Raw genomic sequence first — 22,377 nt, 5'->3', positions numbered from 1 at the left:
GCTTCACGCGAGGGGCCCGGCGCACACATCCACGACGACGGAGGGTTCTGCCCCGCAGGGGGCGCATACGGCAGCGCGGCCACGCATGGCGGTGTCCTCACTCAGGGTCCTCGCCCTGGCTCGACTCGACCGGCGGCGAGAGTCTCCTGGCTCCCGGATCCGCGCCACCCCGCCTTCCAGCCCGCAGGGGCCGTGGCGTCGCTGGGATGGCGCTCCCCGGTGACAGTGGCGGGACCGCGCCGGATTCGCACCGGCTTCCTCTCCATGCCGCCGTTTGGGCACCGGCAGTCCACCACGCCCGACTGACCCCGTCAACTCGCCCTTGACCTGCGACGGGAGAGTGTGTGATCCCCCACGCCCACGTCGTCGGCCCGCCGCCGGCGCCGGGGCGGCGCCCGAAGCGAAGCGCCCCCGGCGCTGATTCCCGGGGGCGCTCGGAGCGGATCGGTGTGCCGGATTTCGGGGCGGGCCGGGGCGGGCCGGGGCAGGTCTGGGGGGGGGGGGGGGGGGGGGGGGGGGAGGAGGGGTTACGCCGCGATCAGGTAGATGCCGTACGCCACCGCCGCCAGGCACAGCGCGTAGCAGGCGTACGCGCCGGTGCGGGCGAGCGTGGTGGGTCCGGCACCGCCGGTGCGCGGGGAGTTGGTGACGATGCCGAGGGTGAAGACGCCGACGAGTCCGACGGTCGCCAGCAGGCTGACGCCGAAGACCTGGCCGAGGGCGGCCCAGTCGATGTTCATGCGGTCACTCTTTCTGGCCGGAGGCCCGGCCGGCGGGCTCGGAGTGCTGCCCAGTTCGAGGGGCTACTGCCCTGTTCGGGGCTCAGGAGATGCTGCCAGCGGAGGCGGGGCGGCTCGGGGCGGCAGCGGGTGGTTCACCGGGGAGCTGCTCGCCCGCGTCCGGCAGGGAGGCGGCCGACGCGGCGGATCCCGCGCCCACGCCCGCCGGGGCCGGGGGAGGGGAGACGGCGCGTACGGCGGTGGTGACCACCCCCGCGGGCTCCGGCTCCGGCTCCGGGGACGGCGCCGGCATGGCGGCCTCCGTCGCGGGCTCGACCTCGTTGACGTTGGTGTGGTCCACCGGTGTGCGGCGGGAGCGGACCCAGATGGCGCCGCAGATCGCCAGGGTGAGGACGGCGACCGCCGCGACGCCCCAGTCGCCCTGCTCGGCCAGCAGCGCGGCGCCCGCCGCGACGAGCCCTGCCGCCGGGAGGGTGAGCGCCCAGCCGACGACCATGCGGCCCGCCGTGCCCCAGCGGACCACGCCGCCCTTGCGGCCGAGTCCCGAGCCCATCACGGCGCCGGAGCACACGTGGGTGGTCGAGAGGGAGAAGCCGATGTGCGAGGAGGCCAGGATGGTGGCCGCCGCGCTCGTCTGGGCGGCGAAGCCCTGCGGGGGCTGGATGTCGGTGATGCCCTTGCCCATGGTGCGGATGATGCGCCACCCGCCCAGGTAGGTGCCCAGCGCGATGGCCATGCCCGCCGAGGCGATGACCCACACGGGCGGGTTCGAGCCGGGGGCCAGGGCGCCGCCGGTGACCAGCGCGAGGGTGATGACGCCCATGGTCTTCTGCGCGTCGTTGGTGCCGTGCGCCAGGGAGACCAGCGCGGCGGAGGTGATCTGCCCGGCGCGGTAGCCCTTGGCGGTCTGCCCCTCGTCGGCGTTGCGGGCGAGGCGGTAGGTGACCCGGGTGGCGCACACGGAGGCGACGCCGGCGACCAGCGGTGCGGCGAGCGCGGGGATGAGCACCTTCATGACGACGACGTCGCCGTTGACCGCGCCCGTGCCGACCGCCGCGACCGTCGCCCCGAGCAGGCCGCCCATCAGCGCGTGGGAGGAGCTGGAGGGGAGTCCGGCGAGCCAGGTCAGCAGGTTCCAGATGATCGCGCCCACCAGCCCGGCGAAGATCACTTCGGGCTTGATGCCGGAACCTTCATCGATGATTCCCGAGGAGATGGTCTTGGCCACCTCGACGGACAGGAACGCGCCGAGGAGGTTGAGGACCGCGGACATGGCCACCGCCGCGCGGGGAGCCAGGGCCCCGGTGGAGATGGTGGTGGCCATGGCGTTGGCCGTGTCGTGGAAGCCGTTCGTGAAGTCGAACACCAAGGCCGTGACGATCACGATCCCGATGAGAAGCGTGATGTGTTCCATTCACCAGGCACAATCAGTTCGAGGGGCAGTAACGCCGTGAACGTAAGGACGGCGAGTGAACAGAAGGTGAACTGGGGCGGGCGTCGAGGTGTCACCCCCTGACGACATTTGTGTGTTCCAGGTCACACCGTGTTCCGGTGGGTCTGTCAGTGCAACACGACACCCCGGCCAGGGCGCCGACGGCACCGACCGCACCCCCTCGGGCACCCGCCGTTACCCCGCACGGACGTCACCCTCCCGGCCCGGCCCACTGGTTTGCCCCGGCGTCTCGCGTCAACCTGGAGAGGATGCGTCTGCGAACCGCGGCACTGGCCGCGACCACCGTGCTCGGCACCGGCGCGGCCGCTTTGGCGGCCGGACGGTACGCCGCCGACGTCGCGCTGCGCCCCGTGCGTGCCCGCGGTGAATCCGCCGGCAGGCCCACCGCCGGGTTCGAGGGCACCAGGCTGACCGTACAGTCGCACGACGACGGCCGGATCGCCGTCACCCGCTCGCTGGCCGCCGGGCTCCCGGGGATCTACGGCCTGACCGGCCGTGGCACCCACGCCGTCGTCGGCCCCGTCATGGAGGACGAGACGGCCGCGCGGTCCAGACCGCACACGGTCGTCCGCGAGCTGCGGCGGGTCAGCCGCGGCCGGCTGAGCACCGGCGCGACCGTCCGCCTCACCCCGCAGGTGCACGTCGGCGACCCCGGGGAGGCGCTGGGCCTGGAGTACACCGACGTGCGCATCCCCGGCGAGCTCGGGCAGCTGCCCGCCTGGTTCGTCCCCGGCGCCCGCGGCAGCTGGGTGATCACCGTGCACGGTCTGGGCGCCACCCGCGAGCACCCCATGACGCTGTTCCCCTTCTACGTGAGCCGGCGGATGCCGGTGCTCGGCATCGGCTACCGCGGCGACCCCGGTGCGCCCCCCTGCCCCGACGGCATCGGCCACCTGGGCAACTCCGAGTGGCGTGACCTGGACGCGGCGATCCGCTACGCCGTCGAGCACGGGGCCGCGCGGGTGATCCTGCACGGCTGGTCGAGCGGGGCCACGATGGCGCTGCACGCCGCAGCGCACTCCCCGCTGCGCGAATGTGTGGCAGGCCTCGTCCTGGACTCGCCCGTCCTGGACTGGCAGCACACCGTCCGCGCGCTGGCGTCTTCGCACGGCACCCCCAGGGCGCTGCTGCCACTCGTCGTGCGGGCCGTCCAGGGCCGGGCCGGGCTGCCCGAGGACCGGGAAGCGCCGCTGGTGGACCCGGCCAAGCTGACGGTGCCGACACTGCTGCTGCACGGCCCGGCCGACACCATCGCCCCCTGGGAGAGCTCCCGCGAGCTCGCGGCCCGCCGCGAGCGGCTCGTCTCCCTGCACCGCGTCCCGTACGCCCCGCACGCGGCGATGTGGAACGCCGACCCCCACGGGTACGAGGAGAAGCTGCGCCGCTTCCTGACGCCCTTCATGTGAGCGCACCCCGCCCGGGCGGGAACGCGGCTGAGACGGCGTCACACTGAGGCCCCCTCAGGAGCCGCCGTGTGCGGCGAGATGGCGCCCGGCGACCGGATATGGCACCCCAGGTTTGGGTTTCCCGGGAACAGCGTGAAGACTGCTCCTGTGACGACGTCCCGTACTCCGCGAGACAACCGGCTCCGCCTCGTCCCCCGACAGCCCGTCGCAGCCGCCCGGCGCACGGTGACGACCAGGCGCGCCGCCCGGACGCCCCGGCCTCCGGACGGCATGCTCCCCCGCGACCAGCTCGCCCGGCACGCCCGCGCCTCCCTCGCCGACGCCGTCCGCGTCGCCCACTGGGCCGCCGGCGCCGGTACGTCGCCGCACGCGGGCGACGGCGGACTGAACCGGGCCGCCGACGAGCTGCGCATGACCGCCGGGCAGGTGCGCGCGCACTGGGGGAGGGCCAAGCTGGCAGGCCTGATCGAACTGCACGGGGACACCGCGCGCGCCGGCTGGCGGCTGCGTGCCTGGGACCGGGACGACAGCGCGGTGCTGCGCGGCTGGGTCGCCCTCTTCGACGCCTGGTCGCTGGCCCACCCCGCGCCGCTGCCGCACGAACAGACGCTGGTGGCGGAGGTCGTCGAGGCGGTGCCCCAGTTCCTGTCCGTGATGCACCTGTCCGGCGGGCCCGTCACCTTCGCGCTGCTGCACGACCTGCTGGGACGGCGCATCGCCGAGCTGCGCGCCGAACGGGACGGCGGCGGGCACGCGGCGAGCCGCGCCGTCGTCGGTGTCGCACTGCCGGGCCTGCTCGACTGGGCGCTCGACGGCCTCTCCGCCGTCGGCGCCCTCACCCGCTGCGCCGACGAGGAACCGGGCGGGGAGTCCGTGCTCCGCCAGGGCTCGGCCGTCCTCACCCCGCTGGGCACCTGGGCGGTGTGGACCAAGCTGGAGCAGATCTGCGTGGCGGCCCAGAGCCCGGCCGGCAACATCGAGCAGTCGGCGGAGGAGATGCTCCGCGGCTGCGCCCGGATGACCCCGGGGCCCGCCCGCGACGAGTACCGCGCCTGGCTGGCCGCGCGCCCCACCTCGCACGCCGTCACCGAGCTGCTGGAGGCCGCGCGCGGCGAGGACGCGCTCCTCAGAGGGCTGGCCTTCGAGGCGCTGCGGGTGGTCGGCGCGCCGGCGGAGGAGGCCGTGCAGGAGGTCGCGGACGAGCCCACGCTGCGCCCGTACGCGCTGCTGTGGCTGGCCGAGCAGGCCGGTACCGACCCGGAGGACCTGGCGGGCGGCGCCCCCGGCGTGCTCACCCGCGAGGAGGCGACCTGGCTGTGGGTGGACACCGCGGCCGCCGTCACCGACCACGGTGAGGAACAGCTGCTGGTCGATCACCTGGGCACGGCCGTACAGGGTTCGGTGCCGGGGCTGCTGGAGGAGGTGCGGGCCACGGGCCACCCGCGCACCGTGCAGGTCCTCGTCGCCCTGGCGGCCGCGCACCCCGACCCCGCCCTCGCCAAGGCCGTACGCCGCGCCGCCTTCCAGGTGCACACCGGCGGGGAGTGAGCCGGCCCGTCCGCGTCGGGCCGGGCGGCTGCCGGGCCGCACCGCGCCAACGGCCGGTGCGCACGGGCGGGGCGGCCGGTCCTGAAATGGGTTTGCGCTCCGCCGGTAGACTGGCCCCATGCCTCATCTCCTCGTGCATTAGGCGTGCGTACGCCGTCTCCGCTTCCGCACCGCATCCGTACGCACGTCCCACAGTCCTGCCTTGGAGTAACCAGTGATCACCGCTACCGGTCTCGAGCTGCGCGCCGGCGCCCGTATCCTCATCGAGTCGGCCACCTTCCGCGTCGCCAAGGGCGACCGCATCGGCCTGGTGGGCCGCAACGGCGCGGGCAAGACGACGCTCACCAAGTGCCTGGCGGGCGAGGGCACGCCCGCCGCCGGCAGCGTGACCTCCAGCGGCGAGGTCGGCTACCTCCCGCAGGACCCGCGCACCGGCGACCTCGACGTGCTGGCGCGTGACCGCATCCTGTCCGCGCGCGGTCTCGATCAGCTGATCCGCAAGATGCAGGAGAACGAGCAGCGCATCGCCACGGGACAGGGCGCCACCCGCGAGAAGGCGATGAGGAAGTACGAGCGTCTGGAGACGGAGTTCCTCACCAAGGGCGGTTACGCGGCCGAGGCGGAGGCCGCCACCATCGCCGCGAGCCTCGGCCTGCCCGACCGGGTGCTGGGCCAGCCGCTGCACACCCTCTCCGGCGGTCAGCGCCGCCGCGTCGAGCTGGCCAGGATCCTGTTCTCCGACGCCGACGTGCTGCTGCTCGACGAGCCGACCAACCACCTGGACGCCGACTCCATCGCGTGGCTGCGGGACTTCCTCAAGACCTACCGCGGCGGCCTGGTCGTCATCTCCCACGACGTCGACCTGATGGAGACGGTGGTCAACAAGGTGTTCTACCTGGACGCCAACCGCTCCACCATCGACATCTACAACATGAGCTGGAAGCAGTACCAGACCCAGCGCGAGGACGACGAGAAGCGGCGGCGCAGGGAGCGGGCCAACGCGGAGAAGAAGGCCTCGGCCCTCAACTCCCAGGCGGACAAGATGCGCGCCAAGGCCACCAAGGCGGTCGCGGCGAAGAACATGGCGCGCCGCGCGGAGAAGCTGCTGGCGGGTCTCGAGGCGGAGCGCCAGGACGACAAGGTCGCCAAGCTGCGCTTCCCCGATCCGGCGCCGTGCGGCCGTACGCCGCTGATGGCGGAGGACCTGTCGAAGTCGTACGGCTCGCTGGAGATCTTCACCGGCGTCGACCTGGCCATCGACAAGGGCTCCCGGGTGGTCATCCTGGGTCTCAACGGCGCGGGCAAGACGACGCTGCTGCGGCTGCTGGGGGGCATTGAGGACCCGGACACCGGCAAGGTCGTCCCAGGCCACGGGCTCAAGCTGGGCTACTACGCGCAGGAGCACGAGACGCTGGATCCGGACCGCACGGTCCTGGAGAACATGCGCTCGTCCGCGCCCGACATGGACCTGGTCGCCATCCGCAAGACGCTGGGCTCCTTCCTCTTCTCCGGGGACGACGTCGACAAGCCCGCCCGGGTGCTCTCCGGCGGTGAGAAGACCCGGCTGGCACTGGCCACGCTGGTGGTCTCCTCCGCCAACGTGCTGCTGCTCGACGAGCCGACCAACAACCTGGACCCGGCCAGCCGGGAGGAGATCCTCGGCGCGCTGCACACCTTCACCGGCGCCGTCGTGCTGGTCACCCACGACGAGGGCGCCGTCGCGGCCCTCCAGCCGGAGCGGATCATCATGCTCCCGGACGGCGTGGAGGACCTGTGGAACGAGGAGTACGCCGACCTCGTCGCCCTCGCGTGATTCCCTCCCCGGCACGCGCCCGCCCCTCCTCTTGATCCACCCCCTTATGGATCATTCGGCCGACGGTTGATCCTTCATCTGAGTGAGAGCGGCTCGTACCCCCGGCGCGGTCTCGCGCCGGGGGCGCGCCCGTGTGGCAGGGGCGGCCCCGGTGCGCGCGCTTCCCGCCCTGCGCGCCGCTGACCTGCTGGTTCCCGGTGATGAACAGCTCCCAGGCGCGGTTGCACGTGCATCTGCATGCGGCCGGAATCTCCTCCTCCCGGACACTCGTGCCGTGCACAAGTTCCCAAGCGCTCGACGAAGACCTTGCCGAATGGGTGGCCAGATGGGGGAGGAGGGGTGATCATGAGAGTCACAGAGCGCACTTCCCATGAGGAGGCACGGGTGGCCGAGACTCTGAAGAAGGGCAGCCGGGTGACCGGCGCCGCGCGCGAAAAGCTCGCGGCAGACCTCAAGAGAAAGTACGACGCCGGGGCCAGCATCAGGTCGTTGGCGGAGGAGACGGGCCGTTCCTACGGGTTCGTGCACCGGATGCTCAGCGAGTCCGGCGTGACCCTGCGTGGCCGCGGCGGTGCGACACGGGGCAAGAAGGCCTCCTCGTCCTCATCCTGAGCGGTCCGGTGCGTCGGACCTCGTCCGCCGGCGGACGCCCGCCGGTGAGGCTTTCGAGCGCCTGCTCCGGTGGTTACTCTTCAGTTAACCAAACTGCCGAGTAACCACCGGAGGACCTCGATGCCCCTGCTCGACAAGGACGGCGTGCACGTCACCGCCGACGGTGAGGTGGCCACGGTCACCCTCGCCAACCCGGCCAAGCGCAACGCGCAGACTCCCGCGACCTGGCGGGCGCTGGCCGAGGCGGGCCGCATACTGCCCGGAGCGGTCAGGGTCGTCGTCCTGCGCGGCGAGGGCCCGTCGTTCTCCGCCGGGCTCGACCGCGCCGCGTTCGAGCCCGAGGGCATCGAGGGCGAGCTCTCCTTCCTGCAACTGGCACGTGGCTCCGACGAGGAACTGGACGCGGCCGTCGCCGAGTTCCAGCAGGCCTTCACCTGGTGGCGCCGTCCCGACGTGGTGAGCATCGCCGCCGTCCAGGGGCACGCCATCGGTGCGGGCTTCCAGCTGGCGCTCGCCTGCGATCTGCGGGTGTGCGCGGACGACGTGCGGTTCGCCATGCGCGAGACCAGCCTCGGCCTGGTCCCCGACCTGGCCGGCACCCACCCGCTGGTGGGCCTGGTCGGCTACGCGCGCGCGCTGGAGATCTGCGCCACGGGACGCTTCGTGCAGGCCGACGAGGCCGAACGGGTGGGCCTGGCCAACCTCGTGGTCGGCCACGGGCAGCTGGAGGACGCCGTCGCCGACCTGACCGCCGCCCTGCTCGCGGCCCCGCGCGACGCCGTGGTGGAGACCAAGGCCCTCCTCGCCGGTGCACCCACGCGCACGTACGACGAGCAGCGCGCCGCCGAGCGCGCCGCGCAGTCACGCCGCCTGCGCGACCTGGCCGGGCTGGGCGACTGAACGGACCCGGTCCCTGCCTCCGGTGCGAGGGGCGACCGACGGGCCCGCGGCCGGGCGTCGGGCGCACATCCGATCGGCCGGTTCGCACCCGGTCGTCCAGCGCGTACTCGGTCGCCCGGCTCCGGCTCCGGCCCGACCGTCCCGCTCACGCCCGGTCGATGGCGGTGATCAGCACCGCGACGGTCGCCTGCTCACCGCCGCTGCCGCTGCCGCCGCTGGTACCGCCGTCGGCGAGCGCGGCGCGCGCCGCCTCCCGCGCGGCGCGTGCCGTATCGAGGGCCCGGCGGGTGGGGGAGAGGGCGAGCTGGACCAGGACGTGACGGCCCCGGTCCGCGCCCGTTTCCGTGACGTCGACGGCGTGGGGTGCCGGTCCTGCGGCCACCCGGGAGAGGGCCGGTCCCACGACCGGGGCGAGCCGGGCGACGCCGTCCACCGCGAGCACGGCGCGCGCCAGATGCTCCGCGTCGTCGTGCGCGCCCCCTTCCCCGCGGTGCGCGCCCCCTTCCCCGCCGTGCGAGTCCCCTGGCGACCCGACCGTGCGCAAGGAGTCCCCGGCGGCGCCCGTTTCCTCTCCCGCGGCGCTCTCCAGCCACTCCGTCACCCGCAGGTCCACCGTCTCCAGGGGCAGTCCCAGGTCCCGTTCGGCGGCGCCCAGCAGGGTGGCCCGCACGGCGTCGGCGGCGTCTTGCACCGGGCGGCTCCCCGTGACGGCCAGGTCGGCGGTGAGGGCGAGCGGACCGGGACGCAGGGCACTGGGCGGGGGCGGCACGGCGGGCTCGGCCGTACGGGCCGGGCCGGCGAGATCGATCCGTACCCCGCTCAGCCGGCCTCCGAGCACCGGGCGCAGCAGTACACCGACTGCCGCCTCCTCCGCCACCCACACCCCGTCCGCGGCTCGGCCCAGCGGCAGGAGCCGCCCCAGTCCGAGCTGCTGCCTGACCACCTGGGTGAGTTTCTCCGTCGGCATGCCCTCACGTCCTTTCTCCGCTCCGCGCCATGAGCGTTCCGCCCGCGGGCCCGCCGGGAGGGCTTCGGGCGTGCCGGTCACCCGGTCGGCCGGGTGGTGCCCCGCGTGCCGAGCGGCGGGGGCTTCCCGCGCTTACCGTGAGCAGCGGAGCGGCAGGCCGCTCCGATCCTCCGAAAGGGGCGCAGGAGATGTCCGAGAGCAGCACGTCCAACCGCTCCGAGAACCGTCCGTCCGGCGGGGCCTCCGGCGAGCAGAGCGGCGGCAGGGGCGAGCCGGCGCGGCGCGGCCCCGGCGGCGGCCCCGCCGGGTCGAGGGGCCGCACCACCATCGCCGACGGGGTGGTCCAGAAGATCGCGGGCATGGCGGCACGCGACGTCGTCGGCGTGCACGCCATGGGCGGCGGCATGGCCCGCACGTTCGGAGCCGTCCGCGACCGGGTGCCCGGCGGCGGGCAGTCGTCGTCCGTCACCCGCGGCGTCAAGGCCGAAGTCGGCGAGGTGCAGACCGCGCTCGATCTGGAGATCGTCATCGATTACGGCGTCTCGATCTCCGACGTGGCGCGCTCCGTCCGTGAGAATGTCGTCTCAGCGGTCGAGCGCATGACGGGCCTCGAGGTCGTCGAGGTCAACATCGCGGTCAGCGACGTCAGGCTGCCCGACGAGGAGGACGACGACGAGGACGACCAGGACCGGCCCCGGCTGCAGTAGACCCGTGCCGGACGAGGGTGCGCCGCGCACGTGGCCGCGGTGCCGAGCGAAGGAGCGCAGATGAGCATGGCCCTTGTCGGCCTGATCGCCGGCCTGGCGCTGGGCTTCGCCGGATACTTCGGCGGATTCGGGGCCTTCCTGCTGGTGGCGGCGCTGGGCGCCGTGGGTTTCCTGGTGGGCAGGTTCGTCGACGGAGACCTGGACGCGGGGGACTTCTTCCGCGGCCGTGACGACGAACGCCGCAGGTGACCTCATGACCGACGGGCAGGCCCCCGTGGCCGGGCGGCTCCCGCAGAGCGAGCGCGTCGGCGCGGCGGAGCGGGGCGCGACCCGGATCGCCGACCGGGTCGTCGCCAAGGTCGCGGCACAGGCGGCGCGGGAAGCGCTGCGCGCCCACAGGGACGAGACGCCGGGACGGTCCCCGGGCCCCGCAGCGGACGAGGACGCAGGCCGGGTGCCGGGTGCGGGATCCGGTTCCTCCTCAGGTCAGGAGGGCGGACAGGCGCGGTCCGCGGTGGGCGGCGGGGGGCCGGTGGTCGGGCGGCCGGTCCGCCGTACCTCGGTCACGGTCCGCGAGCGGACGGCGCGGGTGCGGATGGCGCTGGAGCTGCGCTACCCCTCCGACCTGGGGGCCCAGTGCGGCGCGGTCCGCCGCCGTGTCATCGCGCGGGTACGGGAACTGGTCGGCATGGAGGTGCCGGACGTGGCCCTGCAGATCGACCGGCTGCACTCCGCCCATCTGAAGGGCGACGGCTCCGGGAGGGTGACGTGAGCCAGGACGGTGTCGTGGCCAGGGAAGGCGACGCGGCCGGGGAAGGTGGCGCGGCCCGGGAAGGTGGCGGTGGTGGCCACCGGCGGCAGGGCAAGGCGGGCCGGTTCTGGTCGACACGCCGGGCGCCCGGCGGCATCACGGCGCTGCTGCTGCTCGCCGGGACCGGGTTCCTGCTCTACGACGTGGCCTCGGTGCGGGCCGGCAGGCCTGGCATGGCGTGGCGGCGCACCCTCACCGACGAGTTGGCGACCCGCCGCCTGGACGACGTCTTCGTGATGGCGGGTGCCGCGGCGGCCGCCGCACTCGGCCTGTGGCTGCTCGTGCTGGCGCTCACCCCCGGCAAGCGGTCCCTGCTGACCATGCGGCCCGACACCCCGCAGGTGCGCGCCGGGCTCGAACGCTCCGCGGCGGCGCTGGTGCTGCGGGACCGGGCGATGGAGGTGCCGGGCGTGCAGGGGGCCCGCGTCACGGTGCGGCGCCGCAAGGTCCGCGCCCGGGCGCAGGCCCACTTCAGGGACCTGGCCGAGGTGCGCACCGATCTCGAAGGCGCGCTGCGCGACGGTGTCGAGCAGCTCGGCCTGGCCCGTAGGCCCGGGGTGTCCGTGCGCGTACGACGACCCGGCAAGTGACAGGGAGACGAGAGGCCATGCTGCGGACCGTCAACCGGGTACTGACCGCGCTGATCGGGCTGGTGCTGCTCGCGCTGGGGCTCGCCGTGCTCTTCGCCGCCGCAGGACTGCCGCACAGGTGGGGCGTCTCCATGCCGTCCGGCTGGCCGTGGACGCGTCCGGGGGACGTGCTGCTGACGGACGCCGACCGCACCAGGTGGCGCGACGAGGGCTGGTGGTGGCCCGTGGCCATCGCCGTACTGGCCGTGCTGGTGCTGTTGGCCCTGTGGTGGCTGCTCGCGCAGCTGCGGCGCCGCCGGCAGAGCGAGGCGCTGATCGACAGCAGGGACGGTGAGGGCGCGGTGCTGCGCGGCCGCGCCCTGGAGGACGTCATCGCCGCCGAGGCTGAGGCCCAGCCGGGGGTGGACAGGGCCCGCGTCACGCTCACCGGGCGACGGGACCGGCTGCGGGCCCGCATCGGGCTGGTGCTCGCCGCGCACGCCAGGCCGGGACCCGTGGTGCACCAGCTGCGGGACGAGGCGATCCGGCACGCGGTGGACTCGGCCGGTCTCGGCACCCTCCCGACGGAGGTGCGGCTGCGGACCGCACGGCACCGGGCGGAACGCGTCAGCTGACGCGGGCCCGAAGCCCGCGGAGCCGCCCCCACGTCGCGCCGGGACCGGCGCCGAAACCGGGTCAGAAGCCGTGCAGCGCCCCGCCGTCGACGGGCAGCATGAGACCGGTCAGGTAGGAGGCGGCGGGCGAGAGCACGAAGGCGGCGGTGCGGCCGAACTCCTCCGGCGTGCCGTAGCGGCGCAGCGGGATGGCCGCCGCGTTGCGTTCCCTGGCCGCGTCCCCGTCACCGGAGAGCGAGTCGAGGTACTGCAACCGCTCGGTGCCGATCCGTCCAGGCATCAGGCCCAGCACCCGGATACCGCGCGGGCCCAGCTCGTTCGCGAGTGTCTTGGCGAAGCCGGCCAGCCCGGGGCGCAGCCCGTTGGAGAGGGTGAGACCGGGGATCGGTTCGTGCACGGAGCCGGAGAGGACGAAGCCGATCACGCCGCCCTCGCCCAGCTCGCCCGCCGCCGCGCGGGCGAGCCGCACGGCGCCGAGGAAGACGCTGTCGAAGGCGCCGCGCCACTGCTCGTCCGTCAGCGCGTCCGCGGCGATGCCCGCCTGCGGCCCGCCGACGCTGACGAGGAGGCCGTCGAACCGCCCGAAGCGTTCGCGGGCCGCCGCGATCACCCGGGCGGGGGTCTCGGGGTCGGCGTTGTCCGCCTCGACGCCCAGCGCCCTGCCCTCCGCTCCCGAGGCCTCGACGCCGAGCCGGGCCGCCGCCTCCTCGGCAGACTTCTGGGACCTGCCGGTCACCACGACCCGCGCCCCCTCGGCCAGCAGCTGTGCCGCGGTGGCGAAGCCGAGGCCCCGGGTGCCGCCGGTGATGACGTAGACGCGCTCTGAAAGTCCAAGATCCATGGAATGCAGTCTGCCTGACGCCCGCCGCGCGGGAGGCGGCCGGCTCCGCAGAGCTTTCCGGCAGACTGTGGGGGAGCGCCGCGCGCCCGCCTTAGGGCGCGATCTTCTCCGGCTCCCTGGCGGCGTCCTCCTCGGCCGCCGTGCCCGGTGCGGACTCCCTCGCCCGCCGGTCCTTCGCCTCCCTGCGCACCAGAATCACCCACCCCACGGGGACGGCACCGGTGAACAGCCACCACTGCACCGCGTACGCCATGTGGGGGCCGATGCCGCTGTGGTCGGGCTCCGGCAGCACCTCGGGCTGCTGGGAGCCGGGCTTCGGCGAGGTCTCCATCAGCTGGATGAAGCCGCCGGCCAGGGGGCGGCCCAGCTCGTCGGCCTGCTTCCTGCTGTTGATCAGCATGACCTGGCGGTCCGGCAGCCCCTTGGTGTCCTTGATGCCGCTGGCCTCGGTCGTCTCGTCGGGCATCATCCGTCCGGTGACCGTGACCTCGCCCTTCGGCGCCTCGGGGACCTCGGGGAACGACGTCAGGTCGCCCTCGGACTCGATCCAGCCCCGGTTGACGAGGATCGCCGAGCCGTCCTTTTGCACCAGGGGGGTGACCACGAAGTAGCCGATGGTGTCGCCGTCGGAGGCGGTGCGGTGCCGCACGACGACCTCGTGCGCGGTGTCGTAGGTGCCGCGGGCGGTCACCGTGCGGAACTTCTCGTCGTCGGCGGGCTGCCGGCCCACGCCCGTCAGCCGCCCGACCGGCACGGTCGGCGCCGCCAGGCTCGCGGCGACCTCCTCGTTGCGCGCGACCCGGCTCTCGTGGCGGTGCAGCTGCCAGAAGCCCAGCTTGATCATGGTGGGGATCAGCACGAGGCCGAGCAGGGTGAGGATCACCCACTGCCGGGACAACAGGAAGCGGTACACGCCTACTGACGGTACCCCTCGGGCCGCCGTCCGCCCGCGTGGACCCCCCGGGTTCAGCCCTCCGGCGAGGGCGCCACGTCCTGGAGCAGCTGGGTGAAGGCGGCCTCGTCGATGACGGGCGTGCCGAAGGCGCGGGCCTTGGAGAGCTTCGAGGTGGCCGCTTCGGGGTCGTTGGTGACCAGCAGGCTGGTCAGCCGCGACACGCTGGTGGCGATGTGCAGACCGGCCTCGATCGCGCGGTCCTCCAGCAGCTCGCGGTCCACCGACGTGTCGCCCGAGACGGCCACCCGCATCCCCTGCACCAGCCGGCTCCCCGGCTCATACCGCCCCGGATTGGGGTAGGGGCAGGCGGGGCGCTTGCGTGCGGGGCGCCAGGTGCCGTAGCCGCGCGCGTGGGCGCCGTAACCGCCGCCCGCACCGCCACCGGAGCGCGGCACCACCGAGTCGGACCACTCGCTCAGCGGCGTACACGCCAGCAGGGGCAGCCGCGCCGCCTGGCTGGCCGCCAGGTGGAGGCTGGGCCGGAAGACCTCGGCCAGCACGCGTGCGTCGTCCAGCGCGTGGTGTGCCCGTTGCTGGACGACGCCGTAGTGCGCGGCGAGGGACTCCAGCTTGTGGTTGGGCAGCGGGAGGGACAGCTCCTTGGACAGCGCGATGGTGCACAGCCGCTGCCGCACCGGGGCCTCGCGCCGCGCGCGTGCGTACTCCCTGGAGATCATCGACCAGTCGAAGATGGCGTTGTGCGCGACCAGGACGCGGTCGGCCAGGCGGGTGGCGAACTCGTCGGCGATGTCGGCGAACAGCGGCGCGTCGGCCAGCGCCTCGGCCGTGAACCCGTGGATCCAGGTGGGCCCCGGGTCGCGCTGCGGGTTGACGGGGGTGTACCAGTGGTCCTCGATCTCGCCGCGCGCGTCCAGGCGGTAGACGGCCGCCGACACGATCCGGTCGTCGCGCGCCAGGCCCGTCGTCTCGACGTCCACCACCGCGTAGCCGTCCGGGTAGGCGGACGGCCAGATCAGCGGTGGCGGGGCGTCGGCGGCGGGTTGCGCGGGGATGCGCTCGGACATCCCCTCGGTGCGTGCCGTCTGGTCTTCGAGCATGGTCACAGAGAATACGGGGCGGTACTGACAGTGCCGTCAGGCACGCCCCCGGGAGTGCGGTGGGGGCCGCCGCACGGTGCGCCTCTTCGGGCGAACGGCCGCCGTCCGCAGGCGAGTCGGGACAAAGGAGGAGTGCGGCGGGCGAAGGGGGCCGATGGCCGGGGGCCGCTCTGCCGGCGGGGGCCGACGGCGGAAGGGCCGGACCGCTCGATCCGCGGTCCGGCCCTCGCCTCACGTCACGTCGTCTCACGTCGTGCCGTGCTCCGGGCGCGCGGCCCGGGCGGCGGGCGTCACTTCGTGACGGCCGCCAGCGCGTCCACGAGCCCGTGCCCGTAGAAGCTGTTGTTGCCCCGCACGCCGGTGCACTGGGCCGCGTACGTGCCGTTGCCGTCCGGGTCGTAGGCCTCCTCGGGGCAGGGCAGGGTCTGCGCCTGCGCCTTCAGCAGCCAGGAGATCTCCTGGGCACTGGACTTGGGGTGGGTGCTCTTGAGCAGCGCCGCCACACCCGCCACCTGCGGGCCCGCCATCGAGGTGCCCTGGAGGTAGGCGTAGTCGCCGTTCGGCATGGTGGACAGCACGCCGCCGTCCTTGGCCGGCTCGTCCGGCGTCTGGAACGCGCGGTCACCGCCCGGGGCCGTCACATCGATCTGGTACCGGCCGTAGTTGGAGTAGTACGACTTCAGGTTCTCCGGGCCCGTGGCCGAGACCGAGGTCGCGCTGGGCAGCATCGAGGGCACGTCAGGGCAGGCGGCCGGGTCGATGGTGCGCTTGACCGGAGTGCTGTCGTTCGGGCTGGTGTCGTCCACGATCTCGCTCGCGGCCAGGTCGTGCGAGGAGTTGCCGGCCGAGCTGACCGTGGTGACGCCCTTGCGCTGGGCGTAGTCGACGGCGCGCCGCACCGCGTCGGCGATGGCCTTCTGGTCGACCTGGTCGTCGCAGTTGTAGAGCCAGGGGTCGACGTAGTAGCTGTTGTTGGTGACCTCGATGCCGTGGTCGGCGGCGAAGACCATGGCGCAGACGACGGCCTCGCTGTAGAACAGCGACGTCTCCGGCTCGCTCACCTTGATGGCGGAGACCTTCACTCCGGGCGCGGTGCCCGCGATGCCCACGCCGTTGCGGTCGGCGGCGATGATGCCGGCCACGTGGGTGCCGTGGTAGTCCTCGTCCGGGTTGTACGGGCGCCAGGCGCCGCGCGAGGTGTCGGCCTTGCCGCCGACGCAGTTCGCGGACTGCTTGGCGGAGAAGTTGGCCTTCAGGTCCGGGTGCGTGTCGTCGACGCCGGTGTCGATGACGCCGACGGTGACCTTGCGGCTGCCCTCGTTGACCTCGGCGGCCTTGTCGGCCTTGATGGCCCGCTTGTCCCACTGCAGGGACTCCAGGGGCTCCTGGTTCTTCGCCTCGGCCTTCTTCGCGAGCGTGGACGCCTTCTTGGGCTCCTTGACGAAGACGGGCTTGCCCACCTCCGTGGTGGTCGCGGCCTTCAGCGGGGCTGTGCGGGTGGCACCGGCCGAGTCGACTCCGTCGACCGCGCGCAGCGTCTCGCCGAACTGCGGGTTGGCGGAGTGCGCGACGACGACGCCGATCTTCTTGTACGCCGCGACGACCTTGCCGTCAGCCTTGCGTATCTCCCGCTTGACACGTTCGACGGTACCTCGGTCGGTATCCGTGTTGACGACGTAGCTGAGCTTCTCGCCCGCCTTCGCCTTGGGGGCCGCGGTGGAGTCGGTGTCCTGCGCGTTCGCCGCCGCGGCGCCCGCCAGGCCCAAGGAGGCGGTCAGTACCAGTCCCAGCGGCACCGCGAGAGCGCGTCGCCGTCTGGAAGGTCTCGAATGCATGGGGTCTCCGTGTCGTCTGAAGTTGTCCACAGACGACGGAAGTTATCCCTGTGGGGCGGGTAACTGCAATGGATTGATGGAGAAAGTCCGAAGGCTGTGCGGAGCCGTGATCGTTTCTCTCCGTTCTTCCACCGACCCCCTGTCGCCGAGCCGGGCCGCGCTCTACGATGCGCACCCGTGTGCCTGCTGAGACATGGGTCACACTCTGCCGTTTTTACCGTCCCTCTGTTCCCTTTTGCCTTTCCACGACCCGCCCCTCGCGTTTCGACCGTCCCTCCCAGTCCTCCTGGAGTCATCGTGGACACCGCACCAGAGCACGCGCATTCCGGCCCACCAGGCGGCCGCGATTACACGGACGTGCAGCACAGCGCCGAGTTCTCCGAACTGCGCAGCAGCTACCGCTCGTTCGTCTTCCCGCTCACCGTCGCGTTCATCGTCTGGTACCTGCTCTACGTCCTGCTCTCCAACTACGCGGGCGGGTTCATGGGCACGAAGGTCGTCGGCAACGTCAACGTCGCGTTCGTCTTCGGCCTGGCCCAGTTCCTCACCACGTTCCTGATCGCCTGGTGGTACTCGCGCTTCGCCGCCGCCAAGCTCGACCCCAAGGCGGAGGCGCTCAAGACCCGGCTGGAGGCGGAGAACCTCCAGCGGGCCACCGACGCCGGGGGCACCGCACGGCCGGAGAGCGGAACCATCGGCCACCAGGCCGACCCGCGTGACCAGGACAAGGGCGAACTCGCCGGTCAGGAGGACGACGCATGAGCGCCACCCACGCGATCGCGGCGCCCGCCGCGCAGCTGGCCGCCGAGGGCGCCAGCGCACACCGGCCGCTGATCATCACGCTCTTCTCGGTCTTCGTCGCCATCACCCTCGCCGTCACCGTGTGGGCGGGCCGGCGCACCAAGGACGCCACCGACTTCTACGCGGGCGGACGGCAGTTCAGCGGCTTCCAGAACGGGCTCGCCATCTCCGGCGACTACATGTCCGCCGCGTCCTTCCTCGGCATCGCCGGAGCCATCGCGCTGTCGGGGTACGACGGCTTCCTGTACTCCATCGGCTTCCTCGTCGCCTGGCTGGTCGCCCTGCTGCTGGTGGCCGAGCCGCTGCGCAACTCCGGGCGCTACACGATGGGCGACGTCCTGGCCTACCGGATGCGCCAGCGCCCCGTCCGCACCGCGGCCGGCGTCTCGACCATCATCGTCTCGATCTTCTACCTGCTCGCCCAGATGGTCGGCGCGGGCGCGCTCGTCGCGCTGCTGCTGGGCATCACGGGAGAGACGGGCAAGAACCTGATCGTCGTCTTCGTCGGCGTCGTCATGATCCTCTACGTCACGATCGGCGGCATGAAGGGCACCACCTGGGTGCAGATGATCAAGGCCTGCCTGCTGATCGGCGGCACCGTGATCATCACGTTCCTCGTCTTCCACAAGTTCAACTACAACCTCTCCTCCCTCCTCGGCGCGGCAGCCGAGAACAGCGGAAAGGGCGCGGCCTTCCTCGAACCGGGCCTGAAGTACGGCGCCACGACCACCTCGAAGATCGACTTCATCTCGCTCGGCATCGCCCTCGTCCTGGGCACCGCGGGACTGCCGCACATCCTCATCCGCTTCTACACCGTGCCCACCGCCAAGGCCGCACGGAAGTCCGTCAACTGGGCCATCGGCATCATCGGCGTCTTCTACCTGATGACCATCGCGCTCGGCTTCGGCGCCGCGGCGCTGCTCAGCCCCAAGACCATCACCGACTCCAACGCGGCCGGCAACACCGCCGCGCCCCTCCTGGCGCAGGAGATCGGCGGCGGCGCGGACTCCACCGGCGGCGCCGTGCTGCTCGCGATGATCTCCGCCGTCGCCTTCGCCACCATCCTGGCCGTCGTCGCCGGGCTCACCCTGGCCTCCTCGTCCTCGTTCGCGCACGACCTGTACGCGAACGTCATCCGCAAGGGCAAGGCCACCGAGAAGGAGGAGGTCAAGGCCGCACGCGTGTCCGCCGTCATCATCGGCGCCGTCGCCATCGGCCTGGGCATCTTCGCCGGCAAGCTCAACGTCGCGGGCCTCGTCGCCCTCGCCTTCGCCGTCGCCGCCTCCGCGAACCTGCCCACCCTGCTCTACAGCCTCTTCTGGAAGCGCTTCACCACGACCGGGGCGCTCTGGTCCATCTACGGCGGGCTGATCTCGTCCGTGCTGCTGGTCTTCTTCTCGCCGGTCGTCACCGGCAAGGAGTCCTCCATGTTCCCGGACGTGGACTTCGCCTGGTTCCCGCTGGAGAACCCGGGGCTCATCTCCATCCCGCTCGGATTCCTCCTGGGCTGGGTCGGCTCCCTCTTCTCGAAGGACGAGGGGGCCGGCGGTGCCAAGTACGCGGAGCTGGAGGTGCGGTCCATGACGGGCGTCGGCGCCCACTGACCGGACCCCACTCCCTGTGGTGGGCTCCGCCCCCGACGCCCCGGCGGGGGCGGGGGCGGAGCCCCTTGGCGTGTGCGAGGCCTGCCAGGCGCACGACCTGGCAGGTGCGAGGCGCCGTCAGGTGGAGCTGTCGGATCGCACAAACGTGACTTACGCTGCAAAGTATGCTGCTCGACACCTACGGCCGCACCGCCACCGACCTCCGCGTCTCGCTGACCGACCGCTGCAACCTGCGCTGCACGTACTGCATGCCGGAGGAGGGCCTGCAGTGGCTCGCGAAGCCCGAGCTGCTCACGGACGACGAGATCGTCCGTCTGGTCCGCATCGCCACCGCGGAGCTGGGCGTCACCCAGGTCCGCTTCACGGGCGGCGAGCCGCTGCTGCGCCCCGGCTTGACGGGCATCGTGGCGCGCTGCGCCGAGCTGGAACAGCGCCCCCGGATGTCGCTGACGACCAACGGCATCGGTCTGGAGCGCACCGCGGCGGCGCTGCGCGAGGCGGGCCTCGACCGGGTCAACGTCTCGCTGGACACGCTCGACGCCGACACCTTCCAGCGGATGACCCGGCGCAAGCGCCACGCGGACGTCCTGCGCGGTCTGGCCGCCGCCCGCGCGGCGGGCCTCACGCCGGTCAAGGTCAACGCGGTGCTGATGCCGGGGCTGAACGACGGGGAGGCCCCCGACCTGCTGGCCTGGGCGCTGGAGGAGGGCTACGAGCTGCGCTTCATCGAGCAGATGCCGCTGGACCCCCAGCACGGCTGGCAGCGCGAGGGCATGATCACGGCGGGGGACATCCTGGCCGCGCTGCACACCCGCTTCACCCTCACCCCGGAGGGCGAGGACGCGCGCGGATCGGCCCCGGCGGAGCGCTGGCTGGTGGACGGCGGGCCGCAGCGGGTCGGTGTCATCGCCTCGGTCACCCGCCCCTTCTGCCGCGCCTGCGACCGTACGCGGCTGACCGCCGACGGCCAGGTGCGGACGTGTCTGTTCGCGACCGAGGAGTCGGACCTGCGGGGCGCGCTGCGCGGGGGAGCGAGCGACGCCGAGGTGGCCGGGCTGTGGCGGAAGGCGATGTGGGGCAAGAAGGCGGGCGCCGGCATCGACGACCCCTCGTTCGTGCAGCCGCAGCGTCCGATGTCCGCCATCGGGGGCTAGCGGCACGGGCGGGCTCGCCACCGAGTACGCCCCGCACCGCCGCAGAACCAAGAGGGGCAGACGGCCGCAGCCTTGTCGTAGGCCACCAATGCTCTGGGGGCGGAGTGCGCGCTACTCTCCCCGCCGTCTCCTTCGCAGCAGCCCCACGAGTGCGGGGCACAGGAGAAGGGCCAGGCCGAGGGGGACGAAGAGCAGCATCACGGCGCGGTTCCCCTCGAAGCCGCCGCTGAAGGCTGTGACGATCCCGCCGAGCACGAGGAGCACCCCGAGCACCTGGAAGCGCATGAGGTACGGGGAGTCCGTCACGACCGACGCCCACCGCTTCCTCGCGGGCTCGGCTGCCGGAGCCGCCGGCTCAGGTGCCGGAGCTGGGGCGGCGGGGCGCCGGAAGGAGCGGCAGTCGTCGCCGACGAAGAGGCGGACCTCGCGTTCGCTGGCGTGGACCCTCCAGGTATGTCCGGGAAGATGCACGGAGGCTTCGGACGACACGTACGTGGGCAAGCCCCGCAGCCGGTGGGCAGCCTCACTCGCATGAACGTCGAGATGAGCCTGGAGACCCGCCCGAGCTTCCTCGGGAGTCGGATACGTGCGCGCGCTGAACTGTACCTGCGCGCCCCGGATATGCACCCAACCCCAGTGGTCGCTCATGCGGACCTGGCCCCCTCGTCGTCACGGCTGCCTCCCTCGTCCGCGCCCCGGCTACCGTGGGAACAGACCTTCCCCTGCCGGTACGCGGCAACCCACTGGCGCGAGACGCCGGGAACCGGCCGACACCATCGTCCTGCCCACTGCTCGCTCGGAACGGAGCGCCGGGAGCGCCCCCAAACCGAGGCACCGTACCAGCAGTTGACAGTGTGCCGTGCCGGCCTTCGAGCCGCGTCGCATGAGCGGCCCGCTGCGCGTTCGTATCGAGCAGTACTACGCCACGGTGCCGTCGTTGTTCGCCGATGTCGAAGAGTTCGGTTCGTTGCGGCTGTTCGTGCGAAAGGCTCCTGGCGCCCCGTATTACGGCGGTCCCAGCCATGCTCAGCCCAGTGCGGAGGGGGCCTCGGGCGTTGTCGTCGCTGACCTCGCTCAGGTGCGGGCCCGCCAGCGCGAGCTTGGCGTGGCGGAGGCTTTCGAATGGCTGGCCGAGGCGGCGCCGACACTGCGTGCGTCTCTCGAGGCCGCCGGCCTGCCGGTGGCGGAACGCCCGCTGATGGCGCTGGATCCCAGCCGCGAGGTGGGTTCGCGCCCGTTGCCGGTCGGGGTGACGCTCCGTGCGCTGACGGCCGACGATCCTGCGTTGCCCGCGGCCCTCGCTCTTCCCTGCCTGGCCTTTGCCGAGGAGGGCACCGCGGTGGGCTCGGCGGGCCGTAAGGAGCTGTCGATGGTGGCCGAGGAGCTGTCCGAGGACGGCACTGTGGCAGCGGTCCGCCCCACCATCCGGGCCGGGCACAAGACGCTCGTCGCAGCCCTCGCCCCGGATGGCACCCCGCTGGCCGTCGGCCATTACCACCCGGTGACCGGCACCGCTGAGATCGGCGGCATCGGCACCCTTCCCACCGGTCTAGGAGGGCTGTTCGCCGTCGGTCGGCTCCCACTCGCTCAGCGCCACGGTGTCCTTGAGGAAGCCGCGTACGCCGAGGAACTTCGCCAGGTACTCGCGGTGTTCCTCGCAGGCCAGCCAGGTCTTGCGCCGTTCGGGCGTGTGCAGCTTGGGGTTGTTCCAGGCGAGCACCCACACGGCCGCCGCACGGCAGCCTTTCGCGGAGCAGATCGGGGTGTCGGGCCCGTCGGCTGAGGGGGAGGCGGAAGGGATCACAGACCCATCTTCCACCACGGCCCGGACATTAAGCGACGCCGGGCAGCCACGGGGGGAGCCGCCCGGCGTCGGTCCATCGCTCCGACGGGGGATGCGGAGCGCACAAGAAGTATGGCATGCGGGGGCGGTCGCAGTGCACCGGAACCGCAAGATTGATCTGAGGT

21 protein-coding genes, 1 pseudogene and 1 riboswitch are annotated in these 22,377 nt (G+C 72.8%); of the genes and pseudogenes, 13 read left to right on the top strand and 9 right to left on the bottom strand.

What is annotated here, in order from left to right:
* Nucleotides 1-140 precede the first annotated feature (140 nt).
* A riboswitch (cobalamin riboswitch) is annotated at nucleotides 141-260 on the bottom strand.
* Nucleotides 261-527: 267 nt separating this feature from the next.
* Together MMF93_RS07240 and MMF93_RS07235 are read right to left on the bottom strand one after the other, a co-directional pair.
* The gene (locus MMF93_RS07240; protein WP_114020835.1) at nucleotides 528-740 is read right to left on the bottom strand and encodes a hypothetical protein; all 213 of its coding nucleotides are present in this window, start codon (nucleotides 738-740) and stop codon (nucleotides 528-530) included.
* Between the two features lie 82 nt (nucleotides 741-822).
* Complete coding sequence (locus MMF93_RS07235) at nucleotides 823-2,154, bottom strand: inorganic phosphate transporter (protein WP_242750238.1); 1,332 nt, start codon at nucleotides 2,152-2,154, stop codon at nucleotides 823-825.
* Nucleotides 2,155-2,441: 287 nt separating this feature from the next.
* Between MMF93_RS07235 and MMF93_RS07230 the strand changes: the two genes are divergently transcribed.
* The 5 genes from MMF93_RS07230 to MMF93_RS07210 all read left to right on the top strand — a co-directional run bounded on the left by MMF93_RS07230 (nucleotide 2,442) and on the right by MMF93_RS07210 (nucleotide 8,472).
* Nucleotides 2,442-3,599 (top strand): alpha/beta hydrolase family protein, encoded by a 1,158-nt coding sequence (locus MMF93_RS07230; protein ID WP_242750237.1) that lies wholly within the window; start codon nucleotides 2,442-2,444, stop codon nucleotides 3,597-3,599.
* A 270-nt stretch (nucleotides 3,600-3,869) separates the two neighbouring features.
* A complete protein-coding gene (locus tag MMF93_RS07225) occupies nucleotides 3,870-5,147 on the top strand; it encodes a hypothetical protein (RefSeq protein WP_242757338.1) in 1,278 nt (425 codons plus the stop codon).
* A gap of 214 nt (nucleotides 5,148-5,361) precedes the next feature.
* A complete protein-coding gene (locus MMF93_RS07220; RefSeq protein ID WP_242750236.1) occupies nucleotides 5,362-6,960 on the top strand; it encodes an ABC-F family ATP-binding cassette domain-containing protein in 1,599 nt (532 codons plus the stop codon).
* Between the two features lie 384 nt (nucleotides 6,961-7,344).
* Nucleotides 7,345-7,572, top strand: a complete 228-nt coding sequence (locus tag MMF93_RS07215; protein WP_181856496.1) for a helix-turn-helix domain-containing protein — start codon at nucleotides 7,345-7,347, stop codon at nucleotides 7,570-7,572.
* Nucleotides 7,573-7,692: 120 nt separating this feature from the next.
* A complete protein-coding gene (locus tag MMF93_RS07210; RefSeq protein ID WP_242750235.1) occupies nucleotides 7,693-8,472 on the top strand; it encodes an enoyl-CoA hydratase/isomerase family protein in 780 nt (259 codons plus the stop codon).
* A gap of 145 nt (nucleotides 8,473-8,617) precedes the next feature.
* Here the strand turns inward: MMF93_RS07210 and MMF93_RS07205 are convergent, their stop codons facing one another.
* Nucleotides 8,618-9,439 carry a hypothetical protein gene (locus MMF93_RS07205; protein WP_242750234.1) on the bottom strand — a complete coding sequence of 274 codons (822 nt, stop codon included), beginning with the start codon at nucleotides 9,437-9,439 and terminating at the stop codon, nucleotides 8,618-8,620.
* A 188-nt stretch (nucleotides 9,440-9,627) separates the two neighbouring features.
* Here MMF93_RS07205 and MMF93_RS07200 point away from each other — a divergent pair, with 188 nt between their 5' ends.
* Genes MMF93_RS07200 through amaP form a run of 5 tightly spaced genes read left to right on the top strand, consistent with a single transcriptional unit; the run spans nucleotide 9,628 to nucleotide 12,161 of the window.
* Complete coding sequence (locus tag MMF93_RS07200; RefSeq protein ID WP_242750233.1) at nucleotides 9,628-10,146, top strand: Asp23/Gls24 family envelope stress response protein; 519 nt, start codon at nucleotides 9,628-9,630, stop codon at nucleotides 10,144-10,146.
* A gap of 60 nt (nucleotides 10,147-10,206) precedes the next feature.
* Entirely contained in the window at nucleotides 10,207-10,395 is a 189-nt protein-coding gene (locus MMF93_RS07195) for a hypothetical protein (protein WP_114016966.1), read from the top strand.
* 4 nt (nucleotides 10,396-10,399) lie between these two features.
* Nucleotides 10,400-10,918 carry an Asp23/Gls24 family envelope stress response protein gene (locus tag MMF93_RS07190; RefSeq protein WP_242750232.1) on the top strand — a complete coding sequence of 173 codons (519 nt, stop codon included), beginning with the start codon at nucleotides 10,400-10,402 and terminating at the stop codon, nucleotides 10,916-10,918.
* Complete coding sequence (locus MMF93_RS07185; protein WP_242750231.1) at nucleotides 10,915-11,547, top strand: DUF6286 domain-containing protein; 633 nt, start codon at nucleotides 10,915-10,917, stop codon at nucleotides 11,545-11,547. Before MMF93_RS07190 ends, MMF93_RS07185 begins: the two co-directional genes overlap by 4 nt.
* Before the next feature lie 17 nt (nucleotides 11,548-11,564).
* Nucleotides 11,565-12,161 carry an alkaline shock response membrane anchor protein AmaP gene (amaP, locus tag MMF93_RS07180; RefSeq protein WP_242750230.1) on the top strand — a complete coding sequence of 199 codons (597 nt, stop codon included), beginning with the start codon at nucleotides 11,565-11,567 and terminating at the stop codon, nucleotides 12,159-12,161.
* A gap of 61 nt (nucleotides 12,162-12,222) precedes the next feature.
* Here amaP and MMF93_RS07175 read toward each other — a convergent pair whose 3' ends face one another.
* The 4 genes from MMF93_RS07175 to MMF93_RS07160 all read right to left on the bottom strand — a co-directional run bounded on the left by MMF93_RS07175 (nucleotide 12,223) and on the right by MMF93_RS07160 (nucleotide 16,850).
* The gene (locus MMF93_RS07175; RefSeq protein WP_242750229.1) at nucleotides 12,223-13,002 is read right to left on the bottom strand and encodes an SDR family oxidoreductase; all 780 of its coding nucleotides are present in this window, start codon (nucleotides 13,000-13,002) and stop codon (nucleotides 12,223-12,225) included.
* Between the two features lie 91 nt (nucleotides 13,003-13,093).
* Nucleotides 13,094-13,915 carry an SURF1 family cytochrome oxidase biogenesis protein gene (locus MMF93_RS07170; protein ID WP_242750228.1) on the bottom strand — a complete coding sequence of 274 codons (822 nt, stop codon included), beginning with the start codon at nucleotides 13,913-13,915 and terminating at the stop codon, nucleotides 13,094-13,096.
* Nucleotides 13,916-13,968: 53 nt separating this feature from the next.
* Nucleotides 13,969-15,015 (bottom strand): DEDDh family exonuclease, encoded by a 1,047-nt coding sequence (locus MMF93_RS07165; RefSeq protein WP_423835370.1) that lies wholly within the window; start codon nucleotides 15,013-15,015, stop codon nucleotides 13,969-13,971.
* A gap of 290 nt (nucleotides 15,016-15,305) precedes the next feature.
* A complete protein-coding gene (locus MMF93_RS07160; RefSeq protein ID WP_242750227.1) occupies nucleotides 15,306-16,850 on the bottom strand; it encodes a S8 family peptidase in 1,545 nt (514 codons plus the stop codon).
* A gap of 297 nt (nucleotides 16,851-17,147) precedes the next feature.
* Here MMF93_RS07160 and MMF93_RS07155 point away from each other — a divergent pair.
* From MMF93_RS07155 to moaA, 3 genes and pseudogenes are all read left to right on the top strand, one after another.
* A pseudogene (locus tag MMF93_RS07155) lies at nucleotides 17,148-17,483 on the top strand (DUF485 domain-containing protein); the annotation flags it as partial.
* A 125-nt stretch (nucleotides 17,484-17,608) separates the two neighbouring features.
* A complete protein-coding gene (locus MMF93_RS07150; protein WP_242750226.1) occupies nucleotides 17,609-19,255 on the top strand; it encodes a solute symporter family protein in 1,647 nt (548 codons plus the stop codon).
* A 164-nt stretch (nucleotides 19,256-19,419) separates the two neighbouring features.
* Nucleotides 19,420-20,409, top strand: a complete 990-nt coding sequence (gene moaA, locus MMF93_RS07145; protein ID WP_242750225.1) for a GTP 3',8-cyclase MoaA — start codon at nucleotides 19,420-19,422, stop codon at nucleotides 20,407-20,409.
* 111 nt (nucleotides 20,410-20,520) lie between these two features.
* On the opposite strand, the gene MMF93_RS07140 is transcribed toward moaA, so the two are convergent.
* Nucleotides 20,521-20,715, bottom strand: coding sequence for a hypothetical protein (locus MMF93_RS07140; protein WP_242750224.1), 195 nt, complete (start codon nucleotides 20,713-20,715; stop codon nucleotides 20,521-20,523).
* A 1,243-nt stretch (nucleotides 20,716-21,958) separates the two neighbouring features.
* The gene (locus MMF93_RS07130; protein WP_242750223.1) at nucleotides 21,959-22,213 is read right to left on the bottom strand and encodes a hypothetical protein; all 255 of its coding nucleotides are present in this window, start codon (nucleotides 22,211-22,213) and stop codon (nucleotides 21,959-21,961) included.
* Nucleotides 22,214-22,377 lie beyond the last annotated feature (164 nt).

This window comes from Streptomyces tubbatahanensis, assembly GCF_022699385.1.
Lineage (GTDB): Bacteria > Actinomycetota > Actinomycetes > Streptomycetales > Streptomycetaceae > Streptomyces > Streptomyces diacarni.
The sequence above is the reverse complement of the archived record's forward strand: the minus strand, read 5'-3'. Positions and strand labels throughout refer to the sequence as shown.